General features: G+C 42.8%; 17 protein-coding genes. 3 read left to right on the top strand and 14 right to left on the bottom strand.

Features of this window, described 5'->3' with window-relative positions:
* The first annotated feature begins 12 nt into the window (after positions 1 to 12).
* Entirely contained in the window at positions 13 to 231 is a 219-nt protein-coding gene (locus V7R42_RS11240; RefSeq protein ID WP_334020306.1) for a hypothetical protein, read from the top strand.
* An 84-nt stretch (positions 232 to 315) separates the two neighbouring features.
* On the opposite strand, the gene V7R42_RS11235 is transcribed toward V7R42_RS11240, so the two are convergent.
* The 12 genes from V7R42_RS11235 to V7R42_RS11180 form a co-directional block, all read right to left on the bottom strand.
* Positions 316 to 510 carry a hypothetical protein gene (locus V7R42_RS11235; protein ID WP_014949833.1) on the bottom strand — a complete coding sequence of 65 codons (195 nt, stop codon included), beginning with the start codon at positions 508 to 510 and terminating at the stop codon, positions 316 to 318.
* Between the two features lie 38 nt (positions 511 to 548).
* Entirely contained in the window at positions 549 to 725 is a 177-nt protein-coding gene (locus V7R42_RS11230) for a DUF1328 domain-containing protein (protein ID WP_025255564.1), read from the bottom strand.
* 431 nt (positions 726 to 1156) lie between these two features.
* Positions 1157 to 1801, bottom strand: a complete 645-nt coding sequence (locus tag V7R42_RS11225; RefSeq protein WP_334020305.1) for a phosphoribosyl-AMP cyclohydrolase — start codon at positions 1799 to 1801, stop codon at positions 1157 to 1159.
* Between the two features lie 733 nt (positions 1802 to 2534).
* Positions 2535 to 3113: a CC0125/CC1285 family lipoprotein gene (locus tag V7R42_RS11220; RefSeq protein ID WP_334020304.1), complete on the bottom strand. Its 579-nt coding sequence runs from the start codon at positions 3111 to 3113 to the stop codon at positions 2535 to 2537.
* Positions 3114 to 3137: 24 nt separating this feature from the next.
* The gene (locus V7R42_RS11215; protein WP_334020303.1) at positions 3138 to 3395 is read right to left on the bottom strand and encodes a hypothetical protein; all 258 of its coding nucleotides are present in this window, start codon (positions 3393 to 3395) and stop codon (positions 3138 to 3140) included.
* A gap of 48 nt (positions 3396 to 3443) precedes the next feature.
* Positions 3444 to 3983 (bottom strand): hypothetical protein, encoded by a 540-nt coding sequence (locus V7R42_RS11210; protein WP_334020302.1) that lies wholly within the window; start codon positions 3981 to 3983, stop codon positions 3444 to 3446.
* 4 nt (positions 3984 to 3987) lie between these two features.
* A complete protein-coding gene (locus V7R42_RS11205) occupies positions 3988 to 4317 on the bottom strand; it encodes a DUF883 domain-containing protein (protein ID WP_334020301.1) in 330 nt (109 codons plus the stop codon).
* A 231-nt stretch (positions 4318 to 4548) separates the two neighbouring features.
* Complete coding sequence (locus V7R42_RS11200; RefSeq protein WP_334020300.1) at positions 4549 to 6633, bottom strand: response regulator; 2085 nt, start codon at positions 6631 to 6633, stop codon at positions 4549 to 4551.
* Positions 6634 to 6721: 88 nt separating this feature from the next.
* Positions 6722 to 7174, bottom strand: coding sequence for a response regulator (locus tag V7R42_RS11195; RefSeq protein ID WP_014949823.1), 453 nt, complete (start codon positions 7172 to 7174; stop codon positions 6722 to 6724).
* Complete coding sequence (locus tag V7R42_RS11190) at positions 7164 to 8678, bottom strand: sensor histidine kinase (RefSeq protein ID WP_334020299.1); 1515 nt, start codon at positions 8676 to 8678, stop codon at positions 7164 to 7166. The genes V7R42_RS11195 and V7R42_RS11190 overlap by 11 nt, the downstream gene beginning before the upstream one ends.
* Positions 8679 to 8682: 4 nt before the next feature.
* Positions 8683 to 8907 (bottom strand): hypothetical protein, encoded by a 225-nt coding sequence (locus tag V7R42_RS11185; protein WP_014979579.1) that lies wholly within the window; start codon positions 8905 to 8907, stop codon positions 8683 to 8685.
* A gap of 16 nt (positions 8908 to 8923) precedes the next feature.
* Positions 8924 to 10255, bottom strand: a complete 1332-nt coding sequence (locus V7R42_RS11180) for a sigma-54-dependent transcriptional regulator (protein WP_334020297.1) — start codon at positions 10253 to 10255, stop codon at positions 8924 to 8926.
* A 546-nt stretch (positions 10256 to 10801) separates the two neighbouring features.
* Here V7R42_RS11180 and V7R42_RS11175 point away from each other — a divergent pair.
* The gene (locus tag V7R42_RS11175) at positions 10802 to 11410 is read left to right on the top strand and encodes an exopolysaccharide biosynthesis protein (protein WP_334020296.1); all 609 of its coding nucleotides are present in this window, start codon (positions 10802 to 10804) and stop codon (positions 11408 to 11410) included.
* Between the two features lie 5 nt (positions 11411 to 11415).
* On the opposite strand, the gene V7R42_RS11170 is transcribed toward V7R42_RS11175, so the two are convergent.
* Positions 11416 to 12339, bottom strand: coding sequence for a LysR family transcriptional regulator (locus V7R42_RS11170; RefSeq protein WP_334020294.1), 924 nt, complete (start codon positions 12337 to 12339; stop codon positions 11416 to 11418).
* 56 nt (positions 12340 to 12395) lie between these two features.
* The gene (locus V7R42_RS11165) at positions 12396 to 12746 is read right to left on the bottom strand and encodes a rhodanese-like domain-containing protein (RefSeq protein WP_334020292.1); all 351 of its coding nucleotides are present in this window, start codon (positions 12744 to 12746) and stop codon (positions 12396 to 12398) included.
* A 195-nt stretch (positions 12747 to 12941) separates the two neighbouring features.
* Between V7R42_RS11165 and V7R42_RS11160 the strand changes: the two genes are divergently transcribed.
* The gene (locus V7R42_RS11160) at positions 12942 to 13253 is read left to right on the top strand and encodes an ArsR/SmtB family transcription factor (protein ID WP_334020291.1); all 312 of its coding nucleotides are present in this window, start codon (positions 12942 to 12944) and stop codon (positions 13251 to 13253) included.
* Positions 13254 to 13322: the final 69 nt, after the last annotated feature.

The following is a 13322-nucleotide window of genomic DNA, read 5'->3' as shown; positions in this document are numbered from 1 at the left end:
CGGAAAGCTTATATGGAAAACAGTGTTGAGTTTCAATTTGAAACAGAAATGTTTGCTTATCGGTTTTTTAATACCGTTAAGCATATTGATGCTGAAGGGCTAAAAGTGAAGTTTGGGCGCTCTGATCATCACGTGAGCGTAAAATACCGATATAGGCTTGGTGAGTTTGATTCCACGCTATCTTTACTCGACGATCTTGCCCGTGAGTTAGGTGGTGAGGAAGTGTCTTAACCAACACAGTCAGGTTAAGCGTTTTCGACGACAAATACAAAAAGGGCCAGACATTGTCTGACCCTTTTTTTGATAAAAACGTGATTAACAGTCTTTATCTTCAGCGTCTACGCCTTCTTTCACATCTTCACAAGCGTCTTCAACGGCATTGCCTGCATCGGTAACAATTTCGTCTAATTCTTCGCCTGCGTCTTCGGCTTCACCGTCACCGCATGCTGCTAGTGATAGTGCAAATGCTGATGCTACTAGTACCTTTGAAAGGTTCTTAAATGAAAACATATCCTTACTCCTTTTTCCTATTTAAATACTTTTTACTTTTATGCTCTTGGTGCTTTTCCACGTAGCGCATTTGCGATAAGTGAAATTACGAGCAACGCGATAAACACAAAGAACAGAAATTGTGCGATACCTGTTGCTGCACCTGCGATGCCACCGAAACCAAAAACTGCTGCAATAATGGCGATGATAAAAAATGTGATTGCCCAACCTAACATAACTTAATCCTCGAATTGCTTCCGTTACTTTCACATTAACTAATGCTATCTCCGTGCCTGTTTTATAAGTATTTGAAATATATCTATATATTCTGATTTTTCTATGGTTGCTAGACCGTATCTGCAGTTAATTAACGTCACGATTACACGTACGAATGCATTTTTTACATGATTGAGGCAGACCCTTGTCTCCCAATTTTATTCAAAGCGTATTAAGGGCCTTTTGTTTGGGTTCTTGTTTGGATCTTACCCGCTTCCGAAGAACGTGAGAGCGAGGTTGTGGTTCGTGATGGCGTCACAATTCGTTTGCGTACGTAGCTTTTCTCATTGAAAATAAAAAAGAGGCGAAGTGAAAGAGAAGGAACGCTTTGCCTGTAAAGGGAGAGTGTTATGCCCCTCTCACTTTTAAGAATTGAAGGGCTAAGGACTATTTAGTTACTGTTTGGTTTGTACGGCAATGAGGATTGGTGAGCAACAATACGCAGGTCGCCGTCACTATCTTTAACATAGGCAAAGGTATATTCCACTTTCGTTTCGCCACCTTTTGTGTCAGTAAAGAAGTAGTTACCCATGGCAACAGCCATTCGACAGCTGTTGTTGATAATACCCACATTGTCGAATTTCACATTCGTGTAAGGCTTTATTGCAAAGCCTTTGTCTTCTTCGTAAGCGTCATTACCACCAACAAAGTAAGAAAGTGCAGCGTCAAAGCTTGAGCGGAACTGGTCGTTGGCAGCAAGCGTTGGTTTAAACAGCACGCTGCTTAAGTCGTAACCGTACATAGCTTGTATGAAATCTGCGGCCTCGCCGGAGTAATCACCGTCGTTACTAAACACTGCACCAATTCGCACTATGCCATCACCCCACTTCTGTTGTGCGGCTACCACCTCTCGCTCAGTAATACATTCATCTGAATAAAGTAGTGCGTTGTCCAGCGCTTTAGCTTTTAACGCCGGTACATTAGGTTTAGCTGAATGCGTCATTTGTGGTTTTGCCACTGCACTGCAACCGGTTACTAACATGACGGTGGTTGCTACAAAGGTTGCTTTTGTTACTAACGTGTTTAGCTTTTTCATCGTCTGACTCCTTAGTCATATGCAAAATAAATATTTGTTATTTACTGATTCGTTTGCCTAGAGCAGAACCTGTATCACATTGTTGATAGAGGTCTATAAATCTGCTCTACAGTTCATGAACTTAATGATAGCTAGCTACGATGAAGGAGACTTTTGTACAGCATTAATAGAAGATTAACGGGTCATTAAAAGTGAAATGTCCCACGGTATGCTAGTTTAAGAGCTATGCACGTCTTATTTGTCATTTAAGTAAGCGCGCATTATTGTTGTATTACTTCATTGATATTGAGTGAGTTATGCCCAAACTTATGTGTTACTTGTATGCGAAGGAATGGAACCACTCAACTTTGCAGGTCCTTAATTGGCTTTTCTTGAGACGCTCAGTGTATGGAAGCTAGCCAAAAATTAAAGGTAGTGGTTTGGTAGCGGCAGTATCATCGACGCTTTTTAAAAGAAACTAATACGACACCGGCACAATTTGTAGAAAAGTAATGAGTGCAGCCAATCAGTGGCCTATAACTCACCACTGAAAAAGAAATAAAGACTATTGCACTGGTTATAGGCTTTGAATCATACCTCTGTTTCTCCATGCATTAGAGCGATGCTTTTCAGTAATGCCAACTAGGGCCTGTTGAACTTTGATGTACAACAAAAATCAACAGGCCCTAGGTACCGAAAAGCATTTCTATTAAAAAACTGGTGTTTTCGTGTAGGTGAGTAGGATGATGCTCACTTAGTTTCCATTTTTGGACGCTAGAGGCTCCGAAAGTATGTCTAAGACAGAGAAAGCGCTTTTGCCCAGTTGAATTTTATCATTCGCCATCTTTACATTAATAGTAAAGTAGATGTCGTTAATCTGAGTTTTCACGACATCGTTTGAGCTTGGGACTGCCATCGGCTGAGCGACTTCATCACAACCTGACATGGTGCACTGCGTATTTGTTTGAAATGCAGCAGGTTCTTCGTTATTTGCCATAATTTCACGAGCTAAAACTGGCTTTTTATCTACGTTGGTTTTAACAATAGCTAAATAAGTAAAACCTTGTTTTTGCGCAATTTCCGCTGCCCTGTAAAGGGTATATTGCTGAACTTTGTCAGCAGCCGTTTTATCTGTTGCTTTGAAAAGAATTTTGTATTCGTTTTCAGCTATCTTTTCGCTGGAATAGCCATAGGCCGCTTTAGTATTCGCCGACTTGTAAGGGGTAGGGGCTGCTACAGGGGTCGATGAACAACCTACTATTGCAAGGCTAAACGCCGTACTAACACAGGCTAGTATCGTACGACTTTTCTTCATATTCTTTTTGTTGTTCATCTCACATATTCCTTAGTACTGTGATCATTGAAATAGTGACAGTAACGCAGTTCTACCTAATGTTATTAAGGCTTGGTTACGTTTTGCTTTGGGTTTTGCGTCTACTGCACCTTTGTATGCGCCAATGGCCGCGATGCCAAGTAATGTATCGGGCTTACCCATCATGAGTTTACATTGCCTTTTCGCTTGCGTAAGCGCAACATCTGCATGATGTTTTTGCGAAAAATAAGCATGCTCTTTTTGCGCAATATCTTTTATGTTGGCTTTTAAAAAAATGTTCATTGCTTTTCTCACTATTGGCCGAAGCTTTGCGCAATGCTGAAACTTTCTTTATTCGAATACGCGTCGCCACGTTTGAATGAGTCTGCTAAAGCTCAGGTAATTGAATGAATTTTGGGCAAGTTTAAACAGTCCAAAAGCTACTAGGCTGTTTAATGCGAGCAACACAAGTGGGACTACTACATAGCTAACTCCTATACTGTAAAGTATAGCGCCAATGGCAATGTTTAAAATGAGCCAACATACTGTGCCCACGGCAAATGCCGCTAAACATGCGAATACTGTGACAAAGAAACTCTTCTTTATGAGCATTAACTCACTATTTGTGAGCTCCAAAAGTGCGAAAACCTGTGCTTTTCGCTGAGTAAACGCTTCGCCAAATGCCGAGAAAATATCCGAAAATGATGGATCGGGATAATTTTGTTCCGACGTATTCTGTTGCGCCGATTGCCCTGAGTCTGTCGATGCAGCGTTTGCATCGTCACCAATGCTTTTGACATAAAGATTCGCCTGCGCCGAGGGTGGCGTCAGGCGAAAGGGATTTTCTTCACACAAATTAAAATTTGCTCTTCGAAAATCTGGTGCTGTCATCGTATTACTTCTTACGTAAAAGTGATGTCACTAACATCCCTGCTGCGAAAGCGATACCCGCAGTCGCTACTGGGTTTTCAATGGCATATTTACGTACTTTTGAAGCTTGCCACTTCTGTTGCGCAAGACGCTTTCGTGCTGACATATTCTCTGCAGACGATGTTGCAGTGCGACGGATATTTTCCTCTGCAATGCTTGCACTATCTGCTAATTTGTCGACTGACGCATGAAGAGAATCTTTCAGTTGATCCGTTACTGGGTGATTCGGCTCAGCCACGCCATTTGCACCGTTAGTTTTAACTGTTTGCGATTTAGCTGAAGTTTGTGTAGCCATAATACTCTCCTTAATATTTTGGGTTCACAAGGAAAGCTGCAACTGGTATACCAAATTATTATCCCTTTGATTTATATGTTTTATTTTTGTTTTAATGTTGTTTGAATAGATATTTATGTGCAAGTCTCACACACTGTGATGTCTTGCGTCTGTAATATTTTCTTGGTCTTGATAATAAGCCGCTCAACCCCTCACTTTCTTTAATGGTTAGCAGCGACAAAATTAAAATTTCTAGCCTACCACAGACGCTAGATCATCTTTCGTGACAGGTTTGAGTAATGCGCTATTGATGCCTATGGATGTCATAGCTTCAGAGTCTGCCTCGTGACCACTTACAATAGTGAGAATGGCATCGGGTAGCTTTTGCCTGAGCTCAGTCGCCAAGTCGTAACCATCGTAGTCGGGAAGGGTGAGGTCCATTAGAATGTGATCGAAACTCTGGTTTTCTGCAGCCTGTAATGCTTCGGCACCGCTGTACTGAGTGATAACGCTATGACCCAAGTGTGAAAGAAACAATTGCAAAAGCTCTGCCGCATCCTCATCGTCTTCAACAACGAGTATGTGCTTTTTGGCAGATTCATCTGAATTATCGTTTGAATCGGGAGATTGTGCTTGTAGCTCAGCCGAAGTGTTAGCGGTATGCCCTTGATAAGAGGTCTCGTCTTCTGGCGCATGCGGCTTGTTGATTGGCATATCTGCAACTTGCGCTTCCACGTTGGTAAATGTTACGAGATTACCCGGCGGAAGGTATTGCGAAAGCAAGCTAGCGAGTGCAAAACGGTCAATCGGCTTTCCAATTACATCATTAAATCCTTCGCGAATTAACGATTCTCTTAACCCTTTACGACTTGCTGCTGTGACGGCGATCACTGGAATATTCTGCCCATGCCGTCTAATTGCATGAAGTGCTTCTATGCCATTCATCACTGGCATATGAATATCCATTAAAACCAGATCGAAGGGCTGATTGTGTTCATCTGCCTGCAATACCGCTTCCAACGCTTTTACGCCATTTTCAGCGTAGCTAATGTCAGCTTGAGATTGACTCACAAGGTGACCGGTTAGCCGTCGAATTTCTCGTAAGTCATCAACAATCAATACACGCCCAGTCACGTTCAAATCGATACTACTCGATTCGACAGGTTGAATTTGGCCCAGTTCAAGGTTTACACGAGGAAGTGTGGATACATCACCAGGGTTTATATTAAACGAAAACGTACTGCCTTCTCCTAAACGAGACGTAACATCAATGTCTCCGCCCAGTTTAGTAACAAGCTCTTTGCAAATAGCGAGTCCCAGTCCCGCACCGCCATGATTGGCGCGCATCACATCCTCTATTTGCTCAAAAGGCTGAAAAATATTGATGAGCTTATCAGGCGGCATACCAATACCTGTATCATCGACTGAAAATTGCAGCTGTGTTTGATTCGAATTGTTTTCAGTCGGCTCCTCTACAGAGATAGTCAGCGTGATACTGCCTTTATCCGTAAACTTCACGGCATTCGAAATTAGGTTCAGCAAAACCTGACGCAGACGGGTAGGGTCCGTGTGAATGAACTCAGGTATTTTTGTATTTGAAACGACGTGAAGGCTAAGCCCCTTGTCTTTAGCGTTCAAACGCATTAATGAATGTATGTCCGTTAAAAACGCGCTTAAGTTCACTTCTTTGATGTTGAGTTCAAGTTTGTCTGCCATTATCCTCGACATGTCTAGCAAATCATTGAGTAGGCTTAACAGGTGCTTGCCATTGGAGTGAATAATAGATAACTCTTGTTGAAAAGGGCTGTTTCGCGCGTCGTCTATAAGTAGTTCGGTGTAGCCAAGAATTGAGGTGAGGGGCGTACGAAGTTCGTGCCCCAAATGAGCAAGAAATTTATCTTTGGCCTTGTTCTTTTGCTCTACTTTGTTTCGCTCAATTCGCTCGTTCTCGATATCCCGGCGAACCATGGCGTATCTGATCGTGCGCATAAATCGCGGTGATTCAATTTCCGATTTTTGCAAATAGTCTGCGGCACCTGCTCGCATAACCATTTCATCGACGGTTGCATCCGACTGTCCGGTAAGTATCACCACGGGTAAATTAAATTGGTTAGATTTTAAAACGCCCAGTACATCAATCGCGTTCTCGGCACCCAGTAAATAATCTAACAAACACAGGTCGAAACTTTGTGTCTTTAATGCGTCTACGGCGTCCAAACTATTTGTCACCCACGTCAACTCGAATGTGGGCGACTCGCACTGCGCTAGATAATCAGAGGTCAAGAAGTAATCATCTTCATCATCCTCTACCAATAAAATCTTTATTACCTCTGACATCTAGTACCTCGTTTACCGATGCGGTATTTTTTAGCTTGATTGAGCAACGTTTTTTGGGTTGTCAAACATTCAACTACCCCAAATTTGTTTACTCGTGTGGTAATTCCACGAACTCTATCCAGTAACGCCCTAGCGCGCGCATTAGTTCAACCAATCCTTCAAAGTTCACGGGCTTTGTAATGTAAGATGCGCAACCTAGATCATAACCGCGAAGCATATCTTCTTCTTCTTTAGATGTGGTGAGAATTACCACCGGAATACTGCGAAGCTTGGGGTCGTTTTTCAACTCTTGCAGGGCCTCTCTACCGTCTTTTCTTGGCATATTTAAATCTAGCAAAATAAGACTAGGTCTGGGTGCCGATGCAGGATCTGTATATTTCCCTTCATGTCGAAGAAACTCTAATAATTCCACACCATCTTCAACACAAAACAGATTATTCAGAACGCGGCTCTCTTTCAGCGCGTCTACAGTAAGTAAGCGGTCGTCTTCGTCATCGTCCGCCATGAGTATATTAATAGGTTGAGTTTGTTTACGCGTCATTGTGTGTTTCTCCATTATTGTTGTTAGAACTAAACGGTTCACTATTTTTGGGCATTATTATCGAGAACGTTGCCCCGTTGCCGGGGGAACTAACTGCGGTTATTTGTCCATTGTGTCGTTCAACAATGCGACGACAAACGGCAAGCCCGATACCCGTACCTTTGTATTCACTTCTACCGTGGAGGCGTTGAAAAGGGGCAAATATTTTTTCTGCAAACGATTGTTCGAAACCTATGCCGTTGTCTGATACGGTTATTTTTGTCCAGTCATATTCTTCAGCAAGCAGAATGTCTTTCGATTCGTCTTCCGTTGCGTCCCTTGCAGATATCGTTACTTCTGGTCTCACTCCCTCGCTCTGAAATTTCAGTGCATTAGACACTAAGTTTAAAAACAGCTGCTCTAATTGAGATTTGTCACCGCGAATAGTCGGCATATCGCTAACATTTATTTGTGCGGACTTTTCGCCGATAGCGATTTCCAAATCATCTATGATGCTATCAACTACAGTGCCTAGATTAACGTCGTCAAACTCCTTACCTCGGGTGGAAACACGAGAGAAGGCGAGAAGGTCAGAAATCAGCATAGACATCCGCTCTGCTGCATTTAGCATGCGCGCAAGATAATCTTTGCCGCGTTCGTCTATCACATCGTTGTAGCCAGATTCCAAGCGGTTACCAAATGCCCGAATTTTTCTCAAGGGCTCTTGAAGATCGTGTGACGCCACAAAGGCAAAATCTTCCAGCTCTCTATTACTTCGCGCCAATTCGTCCGAATAAACACTTAACTCCTGCGTTCTATCTGCAATACGAGATTCTAGGGCTTCGTTAACGGACTCTAGATCGGCTTGATACTTCTCATGCTCACGGGAGTTTATTTTTAATAGTAAAAACACCGTAATGACCAGCAGTAGAGTTGTCGCAGAGGAAATAATTAGCGTGTTAACAGAGTCTCGCCTCAGGCTCATCAGGTTAGCTAAATGCGTACCTTGCAAATCCCTTTCAGAGTCGTCAATCTCTCTAAATAAGTCATCGAACTGCCTATATAAATTTATTCCTTTGTCACTGTTAACCAAAAGTATCGACTGTTGTTGTTTACCGCTTCTATACAGTTCAACAGCTTCAATTACTTCGTTAACTTTTTCTTTGCTTAGGGAAAGAAAATCCTCGATGCGCGCAGCTTGCTTTTCTATGCCTGACGAGAAGGAACTTACTTCAACTTCTTCCATTAGTTCGCTTAACACAGTCAGCGTATCATTGTAGTCAGCAAGATATTTTTCATCGCCTGTCAGCATGTAACCTCGTTGGCCGGACTCCACGCGAAGCACAGCAACATGGAGGCGGTTAACCGCATTGATGACACGATTAGTGGTGAAAAGTCGCGCCTCCAAAGCAGAAAGGTCATTTAGCGTACTAACCACATAGAAGGAATTAGCAGTAATTACAAGAATAACCAATACAACTAAAATTATCCAACTGTATATTGAAGACAATACTTTAGTAATCATTTACTTAATCCGAAACATTGCCACTTAACTCTGAAGTCATTTCAGCAAGTGTATGGCTGCAGTCTTTTGCACTGCTTATTATTTTATCCAACGCAACTAATGCCTTTTCAGGAGCAACGTCGCCGTTTAAGGCCATTTTTACTAGCTCGGCTTGCATTGATATTCTGTTTAACGGTTTGCGTGCGTCATGTACATAAACGCTAAGCCGAGAAAACTCTTCGCTAGTCATGCCGAATACCTCTTATTTAGTCATCTTTACTTAAATCACCATATGCATGAAGGCGGTTGTAAAGCGTCTTTGTACTAATTCCCAGCATCTCTGCTGCCGTTGTTTTATTGCCATTCACTTTTTCCAACGTGGCATAAATTAGCTCTTTTTCTACGTCTTCTATGGTTCTACCGGCTTGAAGTGCTGGTGTGGTGCTCTGTTTTTGCGCAAAAGGAGATTCTATAGTTTTTGGTAGTTCAATCTCACTTTTTTCGGGGTCGCTCATAATGGCAGCGCGATGCACAAAGTGTCTTAATTCACGCACGTTACCAGGCCAGTCATAGGCTTGTAACGTATCGAGTTGATTATCTTCCCATTTAAATTTCGATCCATTATCTTTATTGAATTCTGCAATAAAGGTTTTTGCTAGTAACGGAATATCTTCCTTCCTTTCACGTAGCGGAGGAATAGTGATTGGGAATACCGCAAGTCTGAAGTAGATGTCTTCGCGCAATACTTTACTTTGCGCAATTTCTTCCATTGTTCGGTTCGTGGCAGATACAACGCGACAATTTACTGGAATTGTCTTCGTTCCACCCACACGAATAACTACCTTGTTTTCCAAAACCCGAAGTAAGTTAGGCTGCATGTCAATTGGCATTTCTGTAATTTCATCTAAAAAGAGAGTGCCGCCCTCAGCTTGTTCGAAAACACCTTCTTTACGCCCTACGGCGCCGGTAAATGCCCCTTTTTCGTGACCGAAAAGTTCGCTACCTATCAATTCTTTTGAAAACGCACCACAGTTCGTCGCAATGTAAGGGCCTTCGCTTTCTGAAGCGCGATGAATGGCTGCGGCTACCACTTCTTTACCCACACCACTTTCACCAAGTAACATCACGTTTGCGCTGGTTTTACTCACTCGAGAAATCAGCTTGTAGAGCTCTTTCATAATTGGCGATTCACCAATCAACAAATCAAAATGCTTCTCTATTTTTTCTTCCGCAGGAGTCTTTTGCTTTGGTTTTTTACTTAAAACGGCCTCTATTTCTTCCCGTTGAATTGGCTTAACGAGGTAGTCGACCGTGGGGCCACAAAGACCCTTGATCACGCTCTTAACTGAAGGATGGCCGGTTATCAGAGTTACTCGGGGTCGCTTGGGCAGTGCATCTAGTTCATTGAATAAGTGTGCACCGCTTCCATCGGGTAGCATAAAATCAAGCAGTACATGGTCGAAGGTTTCTTTCTCTAACCAATCGCGGGCTTCTTTAAGTGTGGCAGCGGTGAGTACTTCGTGTCCGAGAAATTCGATGATAGTACAAGCTACTTCTGTGAATTCGGCGTCGTCATCAACTAAAAGTACGGTAAGCACGTGGGTGTCCCTCTCTTTTTTCGTTTCCTATTCAGAAAAAAATATGGAATAGAATCAATGTTATAGTTTTATCATACGCTATTAGCAATCGAATACTGAAGCGTATCTTTAACGTTTATGTGCACGCTGATCTAATTTGGCCTGGCGTAAGCGTACCGGAAATTATCTCAACATCTTAAGCAACCTGGCGATCGTTAATTTTCGACTTGTAGCTAGGTGTCAACATGGCACTATCTTTTCTAAGTGTTTAGCTTTCATAGCGACTGTCGGTACACATTGTATTAAAGTACACAACGTATACACCTGTCTTTGTTTTATTAACAATTTTATTTTACTTATCAAGAGCATTTGCAAAAAGTATTCCTGTCTTTAAAACACCATCGCATGTAGACGATGGCATATTTTTCGCACATTTTTCCTACCTAAGGTTACTTGCAGTCTCACTTTCGCAAGTCCGACAGGTGGAAGATATGCGTATAAATTAGGCGTGGTACCCGTCCAGCCAGCGTGACGTTCACCCGGAATTTAATATCAAAGGAATTGAAGATGTGGGGAAAAACAGCTGTAAGATCAATGACCTTATATGAGTTGTTGGGCAAGATGCAGCCGCGTGAAAGTCAAGATACGTTCGAATTTGCAGAATTTTGGGATGTAATGGAGAAAAGGGGATTTGGGCCAATGTTGGCGCTACCATCTTTTATCGCTTGCACGCCCGTTGGTGCCATCCCTGGAGTCCCGTCGTTAGCGGGTGGGACAATTTTACTCATTGCGTTGCAAATTTTACTCGGTCGAAGGCATCCTTGGTTACCGCAAAAAATAATGTCGTTAAACTGTGATGCCGAACAGCTTCGGTACATTGTCGAAAAGGTAAAACCGTATGCAATACGTGTAGATCGCTTTTTAGTTCCTCGCTGCTTTTTCATGCGCCAGCCTGTGTTTAGGTCTCTTATTGCGCTAAACTGCGCTGGTTGTGGGTTTGTAATGATCCCACTGGAACTTATTCCCTTTATGGGGCTTGTTCCCGCTTTTGCCGTGTTTATTATGGCAATTGGCATGGCCACAGACGACGGTGCTGTGGCACTCGTTGGTGTCTCAATGTCGTTATTTGGCTTTGTACTGGGATTTGAACGCCTTGCAGCTGCCCTAAGCGGATGATGTGTCTACTCAGTACACGAATCAATCATAAAATCTGACGATGGAAGGTTCATGGTTTGATATCGCAGCTCGCCAATAAAGGTCCGGGCGGCTGGCCCCAACGTATCGCCGTCTTCGAAAGACAAATAAAGGAGCGCCTTGCGCAATGCGGCATTGTTATCGAGGGGAAGCGGGACGAGTGTCCCGTCTTCCAACTCGTCTTTAATTATTGCTATAGGCAGCCACGCAAAACCCAACCCCTGAGCAATAATATCTAATGAGGTTCTAACGTGGCTTACGGTCCAGCGTTGCTCAGCACCCAACCAGCCCACATCAGCTTTGCGTTCCGCGGATGAATCCCGTACAACAATTTGACGATGCGCTTTTAGATCTTCTAGCGTAAGTGTTCTTTTTAACTGATGTAAGGGGTGGTCAGCATGAGCCACAGCTGCAAATTCAATTTCGCACAAATCTTCACTAAATCCATTGGGAAACACGAAAGGAGAGATGCCTAAATCGACCTTGCCGTTGCTTAAAAGTGAATTTGCGCCACTGAGCACAGTTTCTTCTATCTCGATACGAAGAAGCGGGAACTCAGCTGAAACTTTCGCTAGCACGTTATACAATAGCTCAGATGGAAAGATAATATCCACCGCAATGCGAAGTGTCGTTTCTGTACCGGTTTGAAGGCTACTAGCGACAGCCTCAAGCTTGTGTGCTTCGCTAAGCAAGAACGAAGCGCGGCGATACATGAGTTCGCCTTGTGGCGATAACTGAACTTTACGTCCAATATTCTCAAATAATGGTATTCCTATGGCGTTTTCAAGCTTTTGAACCGCGTGGTGAACGCTCGATTGACTTTTGTGAACTTCAGCAGCAGCTTGATTAAAACCGCCTGCATCGACGACAGCTTTGAACATTCGCCACTGTTCTAACGTGGATTTCAGCATACAGCGCCCTAAAACTCTTCATTAACGCTACTTATAGCATACACATTGTGAAAAAGTCATTTCTCGTTTGCTTGATTTATACTAGGTATTGGGCATGTAACAACGGATACATTCTCATAGCCCATCTTTATTAGCTGTTCTGCTGCGAGCTTTGCCCTTACGCCTGACGCGCAGTGAATGTAAAGTGGTGCTGAAGCATCTTTAAACTGTTCCAGTGCTTTCATTTCAAGAACGCCGCGTGGAATATGAAGCGCAGACGGAACGGGCTGATCGGCAACTTCGGCATTTTCTCGTACATCTATCAGTGTACCATTATTATATCGACACTCACTGGCGGCTTGCTCCGCAGATACAGTACGCAAGTTCACGTCAATGTTTTCTATTCGTGTTTTGATGTCTATAAGCATATTTTTCTCTGTAACCTTAATTTGGTTAAGCTAAACTATAAATAAGGTAAATCTAATTTATGGGCGTAGGCGTAATAATACAATGTAAAATACAGGAGTTCGTCGCATAAATTGGCAGGTCGGCAAAATGTTTTATACTTTAGTATAGTAAATGGCTAAATTGGTGCCGAAATACTTTACAAATAGAGAGTGCTTATGTCCGAGGATATGGTAATAGGTTCAGATGATATAATGGAACACGCTGCGGAAGCCGAAATCTTCCTGAAGCAGTTCGCGAATAAAACGCGCCTCATGGTGCTTTGTTCGTTACTAAAGGAGGAAAAATCGGTAACCGAACTTCTCGAAGTTATTAGCGTTTCGCAGCCAGTAATTTCTCAGCACCTTGCGCTACTGCGAGAATCAAAGATGGTAGCTACAAGAAGGGAAGGTCAAACTATTTACTACCGCTTAGCAGACGAGCGCGTTAAGCGTCTAATTGCTTTGATGTACGAATTTTTCTGCGAGTAATCTTTTCTTTGTATCTTCAGTTACAATGTCCGCCTTTATCAACGGACATTGTAAAGTTTCTTACCAAAA

This window comes from Alteromonas sp. S015 (assembly GCF_036864485.1).
Lineage (GTDB): Bacteria > Pseudomonadota > Gammaproteobacteria > Enterobacterales > Alteromonadaceae > Alteromonas.
This window is presented reverse-complemented; position numbering and strand designations above follow the sequence as displayed.